Source organism: Streptomyces sp. NPDC090077 (assembly GCF_044747545.1).
GTDB lineage: Bacteria > Actinomycetota > Actinomycetes > Streptomycetales > Streptomycetaceae > Streptomyces.
Map to the genome: position 1 here is coordinate 113,460 of NZ_JBIVEG010000007.1, position 17,975 is coordinate 131,434.

Annotated in this window: 16 protein-coding genes; 11 read left to right on the plus strand and 5 right to left on the minus strand. The window is 73.3% G+C overall.

Going from position 1 to position 17,975, the window contains the following annotated elements; genetic code table 11:
• Positions 1-17 precede the first annotated feature (17 nt).
• A complete protein-coding gene (locus tag ACIPW5_RS14660) occupies positions 18-740 on the plus strand; it encodes a sulfite exporter TauE/SafE family protein (protein ID WP_401244604.1) in 723 nt (240 codons plus the stop codon).
• Positions 741-762: 22 nt separating this feature from the next.
• Here ACIPW5_RS14660 and ACIPW5_RS14665 read toward each other — a convergent pair whose 3' ends face one another.
• Positions 763-2,379 carry a PucR family transcriptional regulator gene (locus ACIPW5_RS14665; protein ID WP_401244606.1) on the minus strand — a complete coding sequence of 539 codons (1,617 nt, stop codon included), beginning with the start codon at positions 2,377-2,379 and terminating at the stop codon, positions 763-765.
• Between the two features lie 258 nt (positions 2,380-2,637).
• On the opposite strand from ACIPW5_RS14665, the gene ACIPW5_RS14670 reads away from it, so the two are divergent.
• Positions 2,638-5,028 (plus strand): xanthine dehydrogenase family protein molybdopterin-binding subunit, encoded by a 2,391-nt coding sequence (locus ACIPW5_RS14670; RefSeq protein WP_401244607.1) that lies wholly within the window; start codon positions 2,638-2,640, stop codon positions 5,026-5,028.
• A 16-nt stretch (positions 5,029-5,044) separates the two neighbouring features.
• On the opposite strand, the gene ACIPW5_RS14675 is transcribed toward ACIPW5_RS14670, so the two are convergent.
• On the minus strand, positions 5,045-6,028 hold the full coding sequence (locus ACIPW5_RS14675) for an SMP-30/gluconolactonase/LRE family protein (RefSeq protein WP_401244609.1): 984 nt from the start codon (positions 6,026-6,028) through the stop codon (positions 5,045-5,047).
• Between the two features lie 77 nt (positions 6,029-6,105).
• Between ACIPW5_RS14675 and ACIPW5_RS14680 the strand changes: the two genes are divergently transcribed.
• The 4 genes from ACIPW5_RS14680 (at position 6,106) to ACIPW5_RS14695 (ending at position 9,902) form a co-directional block, all read left to right on the plus strand.
• Positions 6,106-6,543 carry a MarR family winged helix-turn-helix transcriptional regulator gene (locus tag ACIPW5_RS14680; protein ID WP_401244611.1) on the plus strand — a complete coding sequence of 146 codons (438 nt, stop codon included), beginning with the start codon at positions 6,106-6,108 and terminating at the stop codon, positions 6,541-6,543.
• Positions 6,544-6,695: 152 nt separating this feature from the next.
• On the plus strand, positions 6,696-7,817 hold the full coding sequence (locus tag ACIPW5_RS14685; protein ID WP_401244612.1) for an alpha/beta hydrolase: 1,122 nt from the start codon (positions 6,696-6,698) through the stop codon (positions 7,815-7,817).
• A gap of 211 nt (positions 7,818-8,028) precedes the next feature.
• Positions 8,029-9,114, plus strand: coding sequence for an alpha/beta hydrolase (locus ACIPW5_RS14690; RefSeq protein ID WP_401244614.1), 1,086 nt, complete (start codon positions 8,029-8,031; stop codon positions 9,112-9,114).
• Positions 9,111-9,902 carry a trypsin-like serine peptidase gene (locus ACIPW5_RS14695; protein WP_401244616.1) on the plus strand — a complete coding sequence of 264 codons (792 nt, stop codon included), beginning with the start codon at positions 9,111-9,113 and terminating at the stop codon, positions 9,900-9,902. The genes ACIPW5_RS14690 and ACIPW5_RS14695 overlap by 4 nt, the downstream gene beginning before the upstream one ends.
• Positions 9,903-9,908: 6 nt before the next feature.
• Here the strand turns inward: ACIPW5_RS14695 and ACIPW5_RS14700 are convergent, their stop codons facing one another.
• The 3 genes from ACIPW5_RS14700 to ACIPW5_RS14710 all read right to left on the minus strand — a co-directional run bounded on the left by ACIPW5_RS14700 (position 9,909) and on the right by ACIPW5_RS14710 (position 12,904).
• The gene (locus ACIPW5_RS14700; protein WP_401244618.1) at positions 9,909-10,850 is read right to left on the minus strand and encodes an EamA family transporter; all 942 of its coding nucleotides are present in this window, start codon (positions 10,848-10,850) and stop codon (positions 9,909-9,911) included.
• A gap of 44 nt (positions 10,851-10,894) precedes the next feature.
• On the minus strand, positions 10,895-11,713 hold the full coding sequence (locus tag ACIPW5_RS14705; protein WP_401244620.1) for an isocitrate lyase/phosphoenolpyruvate mutase family protein: 819 nt from the start codon (positions 11,711-11,713) through the stop codon (positions 10,895-10,897).
• Positions 11,714-11,788: 75 nt separating this feature from the next.
• On the minus strand, positions 11,789-12,904 hold the full coding sequence (locus ACIPW5_RS14710; protein ID WP_401244622.1) for a pyridoxal-phosphate dependent enzyme: 1,116 nt from the start codon (positions 12,902-12,904) through the stop codon (positions 11,789-11,791).
• A gap of 229 nt (positions 12,905-13,133) precedes the next feature.
• On the opposite strand from ACIPW5_RS14710, the gene ACIPW5_RS14715 reads away from it, so the two are divergent.
• The 5 genes from ACIPW5_RS14715 to ACIPW5_RS14735 all read left to right on the plus strand — a co-directional run bounded on the left by ACIPW5_RS14715 (position 13,134) and on the right by ACIPW5_RS14735 (position 17,936).
• Positions 13,134-14,708: a S8 family peptidase gene (locus ACIPW5_RS14715; protein ID WP_401244624.1), complete on the plus strand. Its 1,575-nt coding sequence runs from the start codon at positions 13,134-13,136 to the stop codon at positions 14,706-14,708.
• A gap of 166 nt (positions 14,709-14,874) precedes the next feature.
• Positions 14,875-16,026: a septum formation family protein gene (locus ACIPW5_RS14720; protein WP_401244626.1), complete on the plus strand. Its 1,152-nt coding sequence runs from the start codon at positions 14,875-14,877 to the stop codon at positions 16,024-16,026.
• A gap of 137 nt (positions 16,027-16,163) precedes the next feature.
• Complete coding sequence (locus ACIPW5_RS14725; protein WP_401244628.1) at positions 16,164-16,916, plus strand: GntR family transcriptional regulator; 753 nt, start codon at positions 16,164-16,166, stop codon at positions 16,914-16,916.
• 298 nt (positions 16,917-17,214) lie between these two features.
• Positions 17,215-17,409 (plus strand): SPOR domain-containing protein, encoded by a 195-nt coding sequence (locus ACIPW5_RS14730; protein WP_125598320.1) that lies wholly within the window; start codon positions 17,215-17,217, stop codon positions 17,407-17,409.
• Between the two features lie 32 nt (positions 17,410-17,441).
• The gene (locus ACIPW5_RS14735; protein ID WP_401244630.1) at positions 17,442-17,936 is read left to right on the plus strand and encodes a (deoxy)nucleoside triphosphate pyrophosphohydrolase; all 495 of its coding nucleotides are present in this window, start codon (positions 17,442-17,444) and stop codon (positions 17,934-17,936) included.
• Positions 17,937-17,975: the final 39 nt, after the last annotated feature.

Below are 17,975 nucleotides of genomic sequence, written 5' to 3' on the forward strand. Positions count from 1 at the left end.
CTGGAGACCCCTGCCCCATGTTGATCCTCCTCGGCGCCTTCCTGGTGCTGGCCGCCGCCTCCGTCGTACGCACCACGGCCGGCTTCGGCTTCTCCCTGGTGGCCGTCCCGCCCCTGGCGCTGCTCATCGACCCGGCGAGCGCGGTGGTGGTGGCCGGGATCATGGCCGCCCCGCTCAGCCTGTGGATCGCCGTCCGCGACTGGCGGTACGTCGACCGGCGCCTGATGACGGCCACCCTGCTGTCGGGGCTGGCCGGCGTGCCGTTCGGCGTGTGGCTGCTGGACACGCTCTCGTCGCGGGTTCTGCTGTTCGTCATCACGGGGGTGGTCCTGCTCGGCACGTTCATCGTGTGGCGGAAGATCACCCTGGGCGGCGGACTGAAGACCGTGATGGCCGTGGGCCTGTTCTCCGGAGCCTCCTTCGCCGCCACCGGCATCGACGGCCCCCCGATGGTCGCCGCGTTCCAGAGCATGAAGCTGGAGCCCCGGGTCCAGCGCGCCACCCTGGGCGTGGTGTTCTCCGGCACCAGCCTGGCCGCGCTCGCCGGATTCGGGATCAGCGGCCGGCTCACCGCGACCGTCGGGCAGATGCTCCTCGTCGGGGTGCCCGCCCTGTTCATCGGGATATTCGCCGGCGAGAAGGTCTTCCACCGCCTGAACGCCGAGCGGTTCCGCCGGGTCGTCCTCGGCCTGCTGGTCGTCAGCTCCCTGTCGGTGGTGCTGCGCGTGGCCGCCGCCTGACGGGCCCCGGGGGAGTCCGGGCTCACCCGGCCCGCAGGGCCGCGAGGAAGTCCAGCCGGGTCTCCAGGCGGGCCAGGTCGGTGCCGGTCACCTCCTCGATCCGGGAGACCCGCTGGCGCAGCGAGTTGACGTGCAGGCGGAGCCGGGCCGCGGTCCGGGACCAGGACGCGTCGCAGTCGAGGAACGCCTCCAGCGTGGCCAGCAGCTCCGTCCGGTGGCGGCGGTCGTGGTCCCGCAACGGCCCGAGGTGGCGCTCCGCGAAGGCCCGGCGGGCCTCGGCCGGGATGAGGGGGAGCAGCGACAGCACGTGCGCGGTGAGGTCGCCGGGGCCGCGCACCGCCACCCGGCCAGGGTCCTCCCGGGCCACCCGCAGCGCGTGGTGGGCCTCCTCCAGGGCCCGGCGGGCGTTCCCGGGGTCGCCCACCGGGGAGCTCACGCCGACCGACACCGCCTCCCGCGGGCCGAGCCAGCGCGCGAGGGCCGCGGCGAGCCGCCGCTGGAGGGCGGCGCAGTCGAGGCCGGCCGCCGGTTCGGGCATCAGGACGAGCAGCACCGCCCGGTCGCCGTCCACGGTGGCGGCGATGTCCTGCGGTGACACCGCCGCCGGGCCCGCCGGCTCGACCAGGGCCTCCTCCAGGAGGACGCGCAGGGCCCGGGCCGGAACGCCGTCGGCCACCACGTACTGGCAGCGCGGCCAGTGGCCGACCCCGCTGACGACGGACTGCGCGGTACTGCGCAGCCGTACGGGGATCTCCCCGGCCGGGACGTCGCTGCGCACCAGGTCCAGGGAGCGCCGGGCCAGGTCCCGCAGGGCCGCCTTCGACCGCTCGTGCGCGGACCGCGCGTCGGCGAGCAGCTCCACGACCCGGTCGAGCAGCTCCAGGTCCGAGGCGGGCCACCCCGAGACGTCGGCCTCCACCACCACCGTCCAGTCGCCCAGTTCGGCAGCCTCCCCGCCGGCCGCCCCGGCGCCGTCGCGGACCGGCACCAGGGAGTACCGCCGCCCGCCGACCTCGACCCGGTGGGGGGACGGCTCGCCCGCCCGGCGCGCCGCGAGGTACCGGGCGGCCAGCGCCGCCCCCGTCCTGGGGTGCGGCGGGGGCTGGGCCCCGGCGATCTGGCGCCCGGTCGCGGACAGCACGCGCACGTCCAGACCGAGGCTGTGCCGCAGCAGCTCCAGTACGGAGTCAGGCGCGGCCCGGTCGGCGAGCAGCCGCCGGTGGCGTTCGACCACGGCGGCCAGGGTGCCGACGTCCCGCCGGTGCAGACGGTGCAGGACCCGTTCGGTGATCGCGGCGAACGAGGTCTCCGGAGGCACCGCCACGAGCGGCAGGCCGTACCGCCGGCAGGCCCGTACGAGGTCGTGCGGGACGAGCCGGTGCTCGACCTCGCCGGCCGCCAGGGCCGTGACGCCCGCCCCCGCGAGGACGCGCACGAACGGCTCCGCGTCCCCGTCGCCCCGCCACCAGGCCAGCCCCGTGAGGACGAGCTCCCCTCCGGTGAGGAAGCGCCCGGGGTCGGCCAGGTCGATGGTCGGGACGGATCCGATGGCGCGGTCGAGCACCTCGTCACCGGCGTCCGAGCCCACGAGCAGCAGCAGCCCCAGCTCGTCGGTCTCCAGGAGTTCACGCAGCCGCATGCCCGGCACCCTCTCACGCCGCCCCCCTTCCCGTACACGGATCACCGCAGCTCAGGGGTGTGCGACAGGGGAAACGCACGGTCTTCCACAGGCGGCGCGGAAGCCGGTTCTGAGCGATCGGTGACTGCCCCGTCCCCCCGGCCGCTGTGTCTACTGCTCCGCGTGGCCGGCAGCGGTTCCGGCCACGCGGTAGCCGGATGCCGCGCACGGGGGTCGCGGCACCGGCACCGGCACGTCACGCAGAGAGGCGGTCCGCACATGGCCGGCACCACCAGCGGTATCCCCAGCAACGTCACCCAGGGTTCCCGGACCCGGGGCGGCATCGGAGAGTCGACGCTCCGCCCGGACGGCACCCTCAAGGTCACCGGCGAGTTCGCGTACTCCTCGGACATGTGGCACGAGGACATGCTGTGGGGCCAGACCCTGCGCTCCACGGTCGCGCACGCCGAGATCGTCTCCATCGACGTCGCCGAGGCCCTGGCCGTCCCCGGTGTGCACGCGGTCATGACGTACGACGACCTGCCGTCCCCGGTGAAGTACTACGGCATGGAGTTCCGGGACACCCCGGTGCTGGCCCACGGCAAGGTCCGCCACCACGGGGAGCCGGTCGCCCTGGTGGCCGCCGACCACCCCGAGACCGCCCGCCGGGCCGCCGCGAAGATCAAGGTCGAGTACCGGGAGCTGCCGCTCGTCACCGACGAGGCCTCCGCGCTCGCCCCGGACGCGGTGCTCGTCCACGAGAATCGCGACGACCACCACAGCGCCCACGTCCCGCACCCCAACATCGTCCACCGCCAGCCGATCGTCCGCGGCGACGCCGCCGCGGCCGCCGCCCGGGCCGACGTCGTCGTCAGCGGCGAGTACACCTTCGGCATGCAGGACCAGGCCTTCCTCGGCCCCGAGTCCGGCCTCGCCGTACCCGCCGAGGACGGGGGCGTCGACCTGTACGTCGCCACCCAGTGGCTGCACTCGGACCTCCGGCAGATCGCGCCCGTCCTCGGCCTGCCCGAGGAGAAGGTCCGGATGACGATGGCCGGCGTCGGCGGCGCGTTCGGCGGGCGCGAGGACATCTCCATGCAGATCCTCGCCTCCGTCCTCGCGCTGCGCACGGGCAAGCCCGTGAAGATGGTCTACAACCGCTACGAGTCCTTCTTCGGCCACGTCCACCGGCACCCGGCGAAGCTCTGGTACGAGCACGGCGCCACCCGTGACGGCAAGCTGACGCACATGCGCTGCAGGATCGTGCTCGACGGCGGCGCGTACGCCTCCTCCACGGCCTCCGTCGTCGGCAACGCCGCCTCCCTCTCCGCAGGCCCGTACGTCATCGACGACGTGGACATCGAGGCGGTCGGCCTGTACACCAACAACCCGCCCTGCGGCGCGATGCGCGGCTTCGGCGCCGTCCAGGCCTGCTTCGCGTACGAGGCCCAGATGGACAAGCTCGCCGACGAACTGGGCATGGACCCGGTGAAGTTCCGCCAGCTCAACGCGATGGAGCAGGGCACGGTCATGCCCACCGGGCAGGTCGTGCACCACCCCGCCCCGGTCGCCGAACTGCTGGACATGGTCAAGGGCCGTCCGCTGCCGCCCCAGCGCCAGTGGGAGTCCGCCGGCGGCCCGGCCGACCTGCGCGCGCTGCCGGGCGGCCTGTCCAACACCACGCACGGCGAGGGCATCGTCCGCGGGGTCGGCTACGCGGTCGGCATCAAGAACGTCGCCTTCTCCGAGGGGTTCGACGACTACTCGACGGCCAGGGTGCGCCTGGAGGTCATCGGCGGCGAGCCCGTCGCCATGGTGCACACCGCCATGGCGGAGGTCGGCCAGGGCGGCGTCACCATCCACGCGCAGATCGCCCGTACCGAACTGGGCGTCCAGCAGGTCACCATCCACCCCGCCGACACACACGTCGGATCGGCGGGTTCGACCTCCGCGGGCCGCCAGACGTACATGACCGGCGGTTCGGTGAAGAACTCCTGCGCGCTCGTCCGGGAGCGGGTCCTGGACATCGGACGCTACAAGTTCGGCGCGCAGCAGCCGGCGTGGGCCTCCGACGGGCTGCTCCTGGAGGGCGGCAAGGTGGTCACCTCCGGCGGGGAGGTCCTCGCGAGCCTCGTCGACGTCCTGGAGGACGAGGCCGTCGAGATCGAGGCCGAGTGGCGGCACTTCCCCACAGAGCCCTTCGACCGGGTCACCGGCCAGGGCAAGGGCCACGTGCAGTACGCCTTCGCCGCGCACCGGGCGGTGGTGGAGGTGGACACCGAACTGGGCCTGGTCAAGGTCGTGGAACTGGCCGTCGCCCAGGACGTGGGCAAGGCGCTCAACCCGCTGTCCGTCGTCGGCCAGATCCAGGGCGGCACCGTCCAGGGGCTGGGCGTCGCGGTGATGGAGGAGATCATCGTCGACCCGAAGACCGCGAAGGTGCGCAACCCCTCCTTCACGGACTACCTGCTCCCGACGATCCTCGACACCCCGACGATCCCGGTCGACTACCTCGAACTGGCCGACCCCGAGGCCCCGTACGGGGTCCGCGGCATCGGCGAGGCCCCGACCCTGTCGTCCACCCCGGCCGTCCTCGCCGCCATCCGCAACGCGACGGGCCTGGAGCTGGACAGGACCCCGGTCCGCCCGGAGCACCTGACCGGGCTCTGAACCGGGCTCTGAGGGGTCACCACCCCTGGACCGAGGCCACCGAGAAGGTGGTGGGCGTACCCGTGGTGGGGCCCAGGAGGCCCATCTTGTCGAACTGGGAGCGGACCACCAGGGTGCGGCCGGGGACGTGGGCCAGGGTGGTGGGGATCTGGAGCGAGGGGTCCGTGAGGGTGCGGGTCAGACGGGCCCGGGTGCCGTCCTCGGTGAGCTGCCAGCGCGTCAGCGTGTTGGTGACGTTGTGGGCGGCCCGGAGGGTGCCCGAGGGGGAGAGCTGGAGGCCGTCGGCGGCCTTGAGGTCGCCGCCGGTCAGGGCGACCCGGCTCAGGGCGCCGGTGCGCAGGTCGACGCGGTGCAGTTCGCCCGCGGTCATGTCGACCGTCAGCAGGTAGCGGCCGTCCCGGTCGGCGGTGATGCCGTTGAGGGTGAGCTTGCCGGGCGGCGGCGGGGTGACGTGCCCGCTCAGGTCGTACGCCACGGTCAGCGGGCCGGAGCCGGCGCGCAGCTGCCCGGGGGTGACCCGGTAGATCACCGCGCGGACGCTGTCCGTCAGGTAGGCGGTGCCGTCCGGGGTGACGACCAGGTCGTTGACGAAGTGGGGGACGGCGGCGTCGGTGTCGAAGCGGGCCAGGCGGGCGCCCGTCCTCGTGTCGTACACCGACACCCCGGCCGTGGAGTCCGTGACCCACAGGCGGCCCCGCGCGTCGACGTGCAGCCCGTTCGCCGTGCGCCGGCCGTCCGTGCCGGACGGGAGGAACACCTCGGCCGTACGGGCCCCCGGGCGGGCGCGGTACACCGTGCCGTCCGCGTACGAGCCGACGTACACCGTGCCGGTGCGGGGGTCGGAGGCTATGCCCTCCGGGTAGACCTTCGAGCCGGGGAGGGTGAACGCCGTCCCGACGGCGGGCGCGGCGGGAGCCGGGGCGGGGGCGGCCCCCGTGGTCAGGACGGCTGCCAGGGCGACGGCCGCGGCGGTGACCAGGCCATGAGAACGCATGCGCATGGATGAACCCTTCTTGATCGGTGTGTTCGCAGAGTAATTAGAGTTCTAATGACTGGCAAGGGTCATAGGATGCGGCCATGACCTCCATGCCTCCCGAGGAGCGCATCGGCGCCCACATCAAGCGCGCCGAACAGGCGCTCCTCGCGGCGAAGAACACCGCGTGCAAGCCGGCCGCAGTAACGGTTCCGCAGTACGCCGCCCTGCTCTGGCTCGCCGAGAAGCCGGGCATCTCGGCGGCCGCCCTCGCCCGGCTCTGCGGGGTCACGCCGCCCACCATGAACACCGTCCTGAAGAACCTCCACGAGCGCGGCCTCATCGAGCGGACCCCCCACGAGTGGCACCGCAACGTGCTGGAGACCCGGCTCACCCCGGAGGGCCGCGCCGCGATGGAGCTGGCGGACACCGGCGCCGTCCGCGTCGAGACCGCCCTCGCCGCCGCCCTCACGGAGCAGGAGCGGACGCAGCTCATCGAGCTGCTGGGCCGCTGTGCCGAGGTGCTCGACACCCTGCGCTGAGCCGCCGGAAACCGGATGTTCCGGCCGGGTTTCCGCGCAGGCCGGGAACGTCCCGCAGGATCCGCGCATCAGCAGGGGTGGGGGAGTCCTCCCGCACCGCCCCGCCCGCACCGCCCCTCCCGGGGCGGGCCCGACCGTTCGGAGCGAAGTCCGTGCACGAGTACCCGCAGCAGTCGTCCGGCCGTCGGCCCGCGCCGGGGCGGGGCCGCAGGAGGTCCCGGCGCGCGAGCTGGACCGGCGCGGGCATCGCCTGCGCGCTGCTCCTGGGCGGGGCCGGCTGCGCCGGCCCGGACCGGGACCGGTCCTCCGGCGACGGGGCCGCCCGCCCCGGCGGGCCCGGACCGTCCGCCGCCACCCCGTCCTCCGCCGCGAAGCCGGCGGAGCCCTCCGCCGCGCCCGTGCCGAGCGGCGACCCGGACGTGCAGATGCCGGCCGGCCCGAGGTCCGAGTTCCGGCAGACCGCCACGCTCGACGACGGCACGGTCGTGTCCAGGACCCGGCTGGCCGGCGCCAAGTCCGGCTTCGAGGGCGACGTCTGGGTCTGGACCCCCAAGGAGTACGACGACCCGAAGTACGCCAGGAGCGCCTTCCCGGTCCTCATCGCCCTGCCCGGCGGCAACGGCTTCCCCGCCAACTACTGGGCCGACCGCAGCCTCGGCCTCCAGAAGGCCGTGTCCGACGGCGTGCGGGCCGGCACCAGCCTGCCCTTCGTCCTGGTCATGCCCGTGCTCAACCCCGACGCGAAGTACTACTACGACGGCTCCGACATACCCGGCCGGCCCAAGATGGGCACCTGGATCGCCGAGGACGTCCCGGACTTCGCCCGCGCCCACTTCCGTACGTACCGGTCCCGCGACGGCTGGGCCTTCATGGGCGCCTCCTCCGGCGCCTTCGTCGGCATGAAGACGCTCCTCCAGCACCCGGACCGGTTCAAGGCCGTGATCGCCAGCGGCGGCGAGACCACCCCCGACTCCCCGCTCTGGAAGGGCCACCAGGCGGAGATGGACGCCAACGACCCCGGGAAGCTCGCCGAGAAGCTGATCGCGAACGGCGGCCCGGACGTCTACGTCAACTTCCAGGTCGGCACGAAGGAGTCCGGCAAGGACCGGATGACGAAGTTCGCGGAGCAGTACGGCAAGGGCCCGGTCAAGACGACCATCCGCGACATCCAGAACGGCGAGCACAACGGCTGGCACTACGTGCGCGGCATGAAGGAGGGCTCGCTGGAGTGGATCAGCAAGGTGATGAAGGGACCCGTGCCCGCCGCGGGCTGACCGCGCCCCCGTACGTTCGAAAGCCTTCCCGTTCCCGCAGGCCGCAGCCCTCCCCGGACCGTCGCCGGACTCCGCCACGTGGCCCTCGCCACGTCGCCCCGGTCCCAGGCAACCCATACGGTCGTTCACACCTCTGTACAGGTGTTAAGGGGGACCAATCGGTCCGACCCGCGCCCAACCAGGGCGCCGGAGAAGGAACGGGAACGAATCCGTGCAGTATGACCACCAAGGCGACGGCGGCCCCACGACCAAGGGCGGCCGTCGCCCCCGGCGCCCCCGCAGGCGCCAGATCCTGATCGGCGGCGGACTCGCGCTCGCCCTCGCCGCCGGGGGCGGCGCGGCGTACAAGGCGGGCCTCTTCTCGGACATAGGGGATCCGGTCTCCTTCGGCAAGATCCAGGAGTCGGCCACCGCCGAGGACATCCGCCCGGGGGTGCTGATGCCCACCGGGCCCAAGGCCGAGTTCACCCGCACGAGCCGGCTGCCGGACGGCACGCAGATCGCGATGACCACCCTGACCGGCCAGAAGTCCGGCTTCACGGGCGACGTGTGGGTGTGGGTGCCCAAGGAGTACGACGAGCCCCGGTACGCCAAGAGCGCCTTCCCGGTGCTGATCTCCCTGCCCGGCGGCCGCGGCTACCCCAAGAACTACTGGGGCACCGGTCCCGGCCTCGGGCTCCAGCAGGCCGTGATCGACGGGGTCAAGGCGGGTACCAGCCTGCCCTTCATCCTCGTCATGCCGGTGATCAACGCGGACACCAAGCACCACTTCGACGGCTCGGACATCCCCGGCCAGCCGAAGATGGGCACCTGGATGGCCGATGACGTCCCGGATTTCACGAAGGCCAACTTCCGCACCTTCACCTCCCGCGACGGCTGGGCCTTCATGGGCTCCTCCTCGGGCGGCTTCGGCGCCTTCAAGCACGTCCTGAAGTACCCCGACCGCTTCAAGGCGGTCATCGCCAGCGGCGTCGATTTCGTCCCCGACTCCCCCCTGTGGAAGGGGAACCGGCAGGCCATGGACGAGAACAACCCCGAGAAGCTCGCCGAGAAGCTGATCAAGGAGGGTGGTCCGGAGGTCTGGATCAACTTCCAGATCGGCACCAAGGAGAGCGGCCGCGACCTGGCCGAGCGGTTCATGCGCGAGTACGGCAGGGGCCCCGTGCACACCCGGCTCCAGGTGATCCAGGATGGTGAGCACAACGGAAAGTCGTACGTACGAGGAATGAGGGAGGGCTCCCTGGAGTGGATCAGCAAGGTGATGCAGGGACCGACACCCGACCCCGCCGTGCGATGAGCCCCGTGGTGAAGGGGGCGACGGCGGCCGCCGCCGCGGGGATCGCGATGGTCTGCGCCGTCGCGTTCCTCAAGGCGCCCGGCGAGCGCCCGGTGCACCCCTTCCCCACCGTCGGCGTGCTCATGGCCAACGGGGAGCACTGGTGCACGGCGAGCGTGGTCGACAGCCCCCGGGGCAACGTCGTCGCGACCGCCGCGCACTGCGTCGCCCCGGCGGGCGAGGACGGGGTGCCCGGCGAGGTCGCCCACGACGGCCTCGCCATCGGCGAGCTCTCCTTCGCGCCCGCCTTCTCCGGGGAGGGCTCCGGCACCCAGCCCCTCGGCGTGTGGAAGGTCCGCTCCGTCCACGTCGACGAACGCTGGACGAAATGGGGCGACGACACCGCCGACTTCGCCTTCCTCACCATCGAGCCCGACGAGGACGGCCGCAGCGTGCAGGAGGCCGTCGGCGGCACGAACGAGGCCCCCGCACCCGACTGGACCTCCGGGTACGAGCGCGAGGTCACCGTCGTCGGCTACCCGGAGTCCGAGCACAACCCGCAGAACAAGCCCGTGTCCTGCACCACCCAGACCCGCCACGACCTCGACGACCCCGACATGCTGTACATCAGCTGCTCGGGCTTCTGGACCGGCACCAGCGGCAGCCCCTGGATCGCCGACCGCGGCGGCACGGGACAGCCGGGCCGGCTGATCGGGGTGCTCAGCGGCGGCGACACGGACGTGGACTCCACGGCCGCGCTCTACGACGAGAAGGCCAAGGCCCTCTACGAGAAGGCCGCCAAGGGCTGAGCCGGCCTACTTCTTGCGGCGCTCCGTGCTGACGATCACGCCGACCGCCGCCACCACGATCGCGCCGCCCAGCACGATCGGCAGGGTCAGCGCCTCGTCCAGGATCAGCGCCCCCAGCGCCACGGCCACCACCGGATTGACGTACGCGTACGTGGCCACCAGCGACAGCGGCGCCGCCTGGAGCAGCCACGCGTACGCGGTGAAACCGACGACCGACCCGATCAGCACCAGGTAGCCCAGCGCCACCCACGAGGCGGTGGAGAAGGAGCCGGGGTCCAGGCCGCGCTGCTCGCCGCGCAGCAGCCCCACCACCACCCCGGCGACCCCGCCCGCCAGCATCTGGTACGCGGAGCCGGTGAAAGGATTCTCCGGCAGCGGCAGCCGCCCGGCCGAGAACGAGCCCAGCGACCACAGCAGCGCGGCGCCCAGCACCAGCAGCACCCCGCCCAGGTGGACCGTGCCGCTGAGCCCCGGGCTGGTCAGCACCGCCAGCCCGGCCAGGCCCACCAGCACCCCGGCCAGGGTGCGCAGCGGCGGCCGGTCCCCGGTGGCGGCGCGCAGCACCACCACCCACATCGGCACCGACGCGACCAGCAATGCCGCCAGCCCGGACGGGATCGAGGTCTCGGCCAGCACCACCAGGCCGTTGCCGCCCAGGATCAGCAGCAGGCCGACCAGCACCACCGAGCGGGCCTGCGCGGCCGTGATCCTGAGCGCGCCCGGCCCGAACTTGCAGGCGACGATGCCGGCCAGCACCAGGCCGGCGGTGATGAAGCGGGCCCCGGCGGACAGGAAGGGCGGCATGGTCTCGACGACGATCCGGATGCCGAGGTAGGTCGATCCCCAGACCACGTACACGAGCGCGAGCGCGAACCACACGGCCCCGGTGGTGCGGCGGGACGCGTCCGCCCTGGCGTCCGTGCTGTCGGTCGGAGTCGAGGTGCCCATGCCGGGATCCTATGGTCGGTGTCCGATGCACGCTTCTCGATATCTCAGCCCTTGAGCAGGGCGTTCAGCTCCCCGTACGGCAGGGATCCGGCGAGGGAGCCGTACGTGCCGCCGGCCAGCAGCTCCTCGGTGGCGCGCCGGACCACGGCGTAGGCCGCCTCGGCCACCCAGGAGCCCAGGCTGACGCGGGCCGCGCCGAGGGCGCCGAGCTCGGCGACGGAGGGGGCGCCCGGGCCGACGAGCACGTTGAGCGGGCCGTCGACGCCCTTGGCGAGCTCGGCGACGGTGGCCGGGTCGGTGACGCCGGGCACGAAGACGCCGGTGGCGCCGGCGGCGAGGTAGGCGGCGGCCCGGGACAGGGTCTCGTCCAGGCGGGCGGACTCCTCGCCGAGCCCGAGGAGGTACGTGTCCACGCGGGCGTTCACGTACAGCGGCACCCCGGCCGCGTCGGCCGCGGCCCGGGCCGCGGCCAGCCGCTCCGCCTGCTCGGCGGGGGCGCGGTGGCGGTCCTCGATGTTGATGCCGACGGCCCCGGCGGCCAGCACCCCGGCGACGGTCTCCCCGACCCCAGCGGCGTCGGCGGCGAACCCGCCCTCGATGTCGGCGGTCACGGGCACGGAGACCGCCGAGGCCACCCGGGCGATCAGCTCCAGCGCCCGGTCCCGCGCGAGGAAGTCCCCGTCGGGCGCCCCGAGCGACCAGGCGACCCCGGCACTCGTGGTGGCGACGGCCGCCGCCCCGGCGGCCTCGACGAGACGGGCACTGGCGACGTCCCAGGCGTTGGCGAGGGCGAGGGGGGCGGCGGGGGTGTGCAGCGCGGTGAAGGCGGCGGCCCGGGCGGCGAGGTCAAGGTTGCTGGTCATGGGGTCAGTTGAACAGATCCGGCCCCGCCCGGCTGGCGGTTTTCCGACCTCTGCCCCTCAGGGCCCTCGGGACCCTCAGGAAGCGGCCAGTCCCGTCTTGGCGCCCGCGCCGCACAGGGGGAGGACCGCCGTGCGCCCGCGCAGGGGGTCGCCGGGGGCGCCGGGGGCCACCGCCGCCCAGCAGGCGGCCGCCGTCGGCTCCACGAACAGGCCCCGCCGCGCCAGGTCCCGCTGGGCCTCGCGCAACCGGTCGTCCGGGACCGTCAGGAAGGTGCCGCCGGACTTGCGGACCGCCGCCAGGATCTGCCGGGCCCGGGGCGGGGCCGGGATCGCGATGCCCTCCGCCGCCGTCGGCAGCTGCGGGACCGGGTCGGCGTCCTCGGCGCCCGCCGCGAAGGCGGCCGCCAGCGGGGACACCGCCTCCGCCTGCACCCCGATCAGCGCGGGCGGACGTACGCCGTGCCGCGCCAGCTCCTCCACCGCCAGCGCCGCGCCCAGCAGCAGGGTGCCGTTGCCGACCGGTACGACCAGCGCCTCCGGGAGCCGCCCGCCGAGGGCCTCCCAGATCTCGTACGCGTACGTCTTCGTCCCGTGCAGGAAGTACGGGTTGAAGACGTGGCTGGCGTAGAAGACCCCCGGTTCGTCCGCCGCCGCCCGCGCGGCCCGCGCCGTGGCCTCCCGGCCGCCCGCGATCAGACGTACGGACGCCCCGTGCGCCCGCATCTGCTCCGTCTTCTTCTCCGAGGTGCCCTCGGGCACGAAAACTTCACAACTCAGCCCGGCCCGCGCGCAGTACGCCGCCACGGACGTCCCCGCGTTGCCGCTGCTGTCGGCGATCACCCGCTCCGGAGCCAGCCGGCGGGCCAGTTCGGCGAGCATGACCGCGCCCCGGTCCTTGAAGGACAGCGTCGGCATCAGGAAGTCGAGCTTGGCGTGAATCCGCTCCGCCAGCGGCACCAGCGGGGTGTGCCCCTCCGCGAGCGAGACCGAGAACGCCCCCGGCAGCGGCAGCGCGGGCGCGTACCGCCACAGCGAGTGGGGTCCCGCCGCCGGTTCGAGGGGGATGGCCGGATCGGGTGCGAAGTCGAGGTCCCAGGGGCCCCCGCACAGCGGGCAGCACCACGGCGCGGTCCGCACGTCCGCGTGCGTGCCGTCCTCGGGGCAGACGTAACCAGGAAGTGCGTGCGTCATGTGCTGAGCACCTTTGCTCGTTCATGGCCGTTGTATGGCACGGATGTTACGCGTCCATGGTGCGCCCGTTGTGCTCTTGTGGGATGGCGCGGGGGTGGGTCAACCTTTCGGGGACGGCGGCCCGTTGGGGCGGGATTCGTTGTCATGGACATGCTTAAAAGGAGTTCTTCCGCATGTCCGCGCACCGCCGCCCGGCACCCACGCCACCCCTACGAGGAGGACCCCCCACATGTCCGTGATGCGTCACACCCGCCGGAGGATCGCCGGCGTCAGCGCGACCGCCGTCGTCGCCCTCGCGCTCGGCGCGGCCGCCGCCTTACCCGCCTCCGCGGCCGACGGCGGCCCCCAGGGCGTCATCGAGAACGCCGGCGTCGCCGGAGCCGTCCCCGGCAGCTACATCGTGACCCTGAAGGACTCCGCCGCCCGCTCCACCGCGGACAGCGGCAAGGCCGTCGCCAAGCGGTACGGCGCCAGGATCGACCGGACCTACAGCGCGGCCCTCAACGGCTACTCCGTCGAGGTCTCCGAGGCGCAGGCCAGAAAGCTCGCCGCGGACCCGGCCGTGCAGTCGGTCGTGCAGAACCGCACCTTCACCGTCGACGCCACCCAGCCCAACCCGCCGTCCTGGGGCCTGGACCGCATCGACCAGCGGGCCCTCCCGCTCGACCAGAGCTACACCTACCCCGACAAGGCCGGCGAGGGCGTCACCGCGTACATCATCGACACCGGCGTCCGCATCACGCACCAGGACTTCGGCGGCCGCGCCTCCTACGGCTTCGACGCCGTCGACAACGACAACACCGCGCAGGACGGCCACGGCCACGGCACGCACGTCGCCGGAACCGTCGCCGGCGGCGCGTACGGCGTGGCCAAGAAGGCGAAGATCGTCGGCGTCCGCGTCCTCGACAACAACGGCTCCGGCACGACGGCCCAGGTGGTCGCCGGCATCGACTGGGTCACCCGCAACGCCGTCAAGCCGGCCGTGGCCAACATGTCGCTCGGCGGCGGCGCGGACTCCGCGCTCGACACCGCCGTACGCAACTCCATAGCCGCCGGCATCACCTACGGCGTCGCGGCCGGGAACGAGTCCACGGACGCCTCCAGCAAGTCCCCGGCGCGCGTCGCCGAGGCCATCACCGTCGGCTCGACCACCAACACCGACGCCAAGTCCAGCTTCTCCAACTACGGCAGCATCCTGGACATCTTCGCGCCGGGCTCCTCCATCACCTCCGCCTGGGGCACCGGGGACACCGCGACGAACACCATCTCGGGCACCTCGATGGCCACCCCGCACGTCGTCGGCGCGGCGGCCCTCTACCTCTCGCAGAACCCGGCGAGCACCCCGGCGCAGGTCCGCGACGGCCTCGTCGCGGCGGCCACCCCGAACGTGGTGACCGGCCCCGGCACCGGATCCCCCAACCGGCTGCTGAACGTGGGCGCGGGCACCACGCCGCCGAACCCGGGCACCAAGTTCGAGAACACCGCCGACTACGCGGTCAACGACAACGCCACCGTCGAGTCGCCGGTCACCGTCAGCGGGATCCCCGGCAACGCCCCGGCCGCGCTGAGCGTCTCGGTCGACATCAAGCACACCTACATCGGTGACCTGAAGGTCGACCTCGTCGCCCCCGACGGCACGCTCTACAACCTGCACAACCGCAGCGGCGGCAGCGCCGACAACATCATCCGCTCCTACACGGTCAACGCCTCGTCCGAGGTGGCCAACGGGGTGTGGAAGCTGCGGGTGAACGACAACGCCAACGTCGACACCGGCAAGATCGACTCCTGGGCGCTGCAGTTCTGACGGCAGGCGCGGAGTCCAGGTCCTCCGCCCGGGTGACCGGGTGGCGAGGGGCGCGATAACAGGCTGGATCGCGCGATGAACGCGGGGGCGACCGACTAGTCGGTCGCCCCCGCTGCGTACTATTTCGCGCATTCGTTCGCGCCGCCCGTGATGGAGCACTCACCCCGTGAGCACCCCGCCCCCGCAACATCCCCCCGCCGGCCCGGGCCACTCCTGGCCCCCGCCGTCGCCGCCGCCGGTGTGGGGACCGCCGCCGTCGTACGGGCACCCGCCCGCACTCAACGGGTTCGCGCTGGCCTCCCTGCTGGTCGGGCTGCTGTGCTTCCCGCCGCTCGGGATCGTCTTCGGCGTCGTGGCGCTGGTGCAGATCGCGCGCAAGGGGGAGAGGGGCCGCGCCCTCGCCGTCGCGGGCCTGGTGGTGTCGCTGCTGACGACCGCGGTCCTGACCGTCGGCGTCACCCGGTACGCGGAGCACTTCACCGGCGCGCTGGGCGGGGTGCCGGCGCCCGAGGAGGTCGAGGGCCGGCTGACGGGCATGGACGAGCTGCGCGTGGGCGACTGCTTCAACGTCCCCGGCGGCGACCTCCTGGACGAGGCCCGCTTCACCTACCGGGTCGGCTGCGACCGGGTGCACGACGCCGAGGTGACGTCCGCGACGACGCTCAGGCCGGGCCCCTACCCCGGCAAGGGGTGGCTGAAGGAGACGTCCACGGACACCTGCTGGAAGGCGCAGGACGCGTACGCGATGGACTCGTGGGCGCTGCCCGACTACGCGGAGATGTTCTACTTCACCCCCTCGCCGGACGGCTGGCAGTCCGGCGACCGCCGGCTCCTGTGCCTGGTCGGCACGTCGACGCAGGACCACAAGGGCAGTCTGCGCAAGGATGCGGGCATGCTGACGCCGGACCAGGTGACCCTGCTGAGCGCGCTGAACACGGTGGACCAGGCGCTGGGGCGCGCTCCCGAGCGGGACCTCGACGAGGCGCTGGGCGAGCACCAGAAGTGGGCGCGGGGCGTGGACGAGGCGCTGGCGGCGGAGGAGCGGGTGCTCCAGGGCGTCACCTCGCGCGAGGCCACGGGCCCGGCGGCGGTCGCCCAGCTCAAGGAGCTCGCGGCCGCGCGCAAGGAGTGGCAGCGGGCCGCCCGGGCGACGCGGCCGGCCGATTTCCAGCGGGCGTGGGACGCGGCGCTGGCGGCGCTGTCGGTGGACACGGAGAAGGCGCTGCGCGGCTCGTACGGGCTCTCGACGCGGGTGCCGCAGTGGCTGGAGTCGGGTCCGGGCGGGTCCGGGCGGGGGCCTTCGGTGGAGTCCGTCTGAGGTCCTCTGCGTAACGCGTGGTAACGGGTTTGAGTGACCTGGGTTCATCACATCGAGTGAAACTCTGGCCCGTGCTTGCGCTGCTCAACCGTCGGTTGCCAGGGTGTAGCTGTCTGTCAACCTGATGGGAGTGGCTCGTGACTTTCGGTGAGCAGCCGGCCTATCTCCGCGTGGCCGGGGATCTGCGACGGAAGATCGTGGACGGCTCCCTGCCCCCGCACGCCCGGCTCCCTTCCCAGGCCCGGATCCGCGAGGAGTACGGGGTCTCCGACACCGTGGCGCTGGAGGCGCGCAAGGTCCTCATGGCCGAGGGGCTGGTGGAGGGCCGCTCCGGGTCCGGCACCTACGTGCGCGAGCAGCCCGTGCCCCGGCGGGTGGCCCGCTCCGGCTACCGGACGTCCGGGGCCTCGACGCCGTTCCGCCAGGAGCAGGCCGAGGCGGGCGCGCGCGGCACGTGGGAGTCCAGCAGCGAGCAGACGGCCGCGCCGGACCGGATCGCGCAGCGCCTCGGCATCGAGCCCGGGGACCGGGTCATGCGCACCCGGTACGTCTTCCGCGACGCGGGGGAGGCCATGATGCTCTCCACCTCCTGGGAGCCCCTGGCCGTGACCGGCCGGACCCCGGTGATGCTGCCCGAGGAGGGGCCGCTCGGCGGCTCGGGGGTGGTGGACCGGATGGCCGCCATCGACGTGGTCGTGGACAACGTGGTCGAGGAGGTCGGGGCCCGCCCCGGCCTGGCCGAGGAGATCATGTCGCTGGGCGGGGTGCCGGGGCACGTGGTGCTCGTGGTGAGCCGCACGTACTTCGCCTCGGGCCGCGCCGTGGAGACCGCGGACGTGGTCGTGCCGGCGGACCGCTACCGCCTCTCGTACCACCTGCCTGTCCGGTAACAGGCCAAGCGCGGGGTTTTCGGTCGTATCGCAGGGGTCCGGGGCGCGCCCCGGACCCCTGTTCGAGTGTGGGGCGGGGGCCGCCGCGGCCGCCCCCACGCCGCCCACCCGCCGGTGTGCTCCGTGCGCCGGGTCCGGACCGGCGCGCACGACCCGCTCGTACGCCTGGCCGGATGCGTACGCCCCCCAGGTACCTCTTCGTGAAAAACCGTATCCGCTCAGTAAAGGTCGGGCGTAAGCTCGGGCATATGCGCAATGCGGTTTCCTGGGCAGGTACAGCGGCGGAGGGTGAAGCGCGATGACCGACAGCGGTGCCCTGCTTCCATGGCTGGTCATACGTCAGGACGACAACGGCAACCGCTACCGGGTGGGCCGCTACCCCACCCGGGCCGAGGCCCAGAAGGTCGTCGACAGCCTCGACGACCGCGGACACAAGCAGCTCTACTGGGTCGAGCGGATCGGACAGGAAAGCCAGACCGCCACCACCAACTGAATCGGCTGAAGGCGCTGGCATAGGCTCCGCCCATGACTGTACGCGTGGTCGTGGGCGGAGCCCTTTGTCGTGACGGGCGCCTGCTGGCCGCCCGGCGCAGTGCGCCGCCCGAGCTGGCCGGCCGGTGGGAACTCCCGGGCGGCAAGGCCGAGCCGGGCGAGACCGTGCCCGAGGCGCTGGTGCGCGAACTGCGCGAGGAGCTCGGCGTGGAGACCGAGGCGCTGGAGCGGATCCCGGGGGAGTGGCGGCTGCGGCCCGACCTGGTCCTGCACGTGTGGACGGCCCGGCTGCTCTCGGGGGAGCCCGAGCCGCTGGAGGACCACGACGAGCTGCGCTGGCTCGCCCCGCACGAGCTGGACTCGGTGGACTGGCTCGACCAGGACCGGCCCTTCGTCGAGGAGGCGGGCCGCCGGCTGCGCGCCGGAGCGGACGCCGGGACGGGGACCGGAGCGGACGCGGGAACGGGCGCCGAAACCGGTGCCGAAACCGGTGCCGAGTCGCACGGCGGGGCGCACCGGGGCGCGTGACGCTCCCGCTCTAGGCCGTCTGCGCCACAGTGCGCCGGT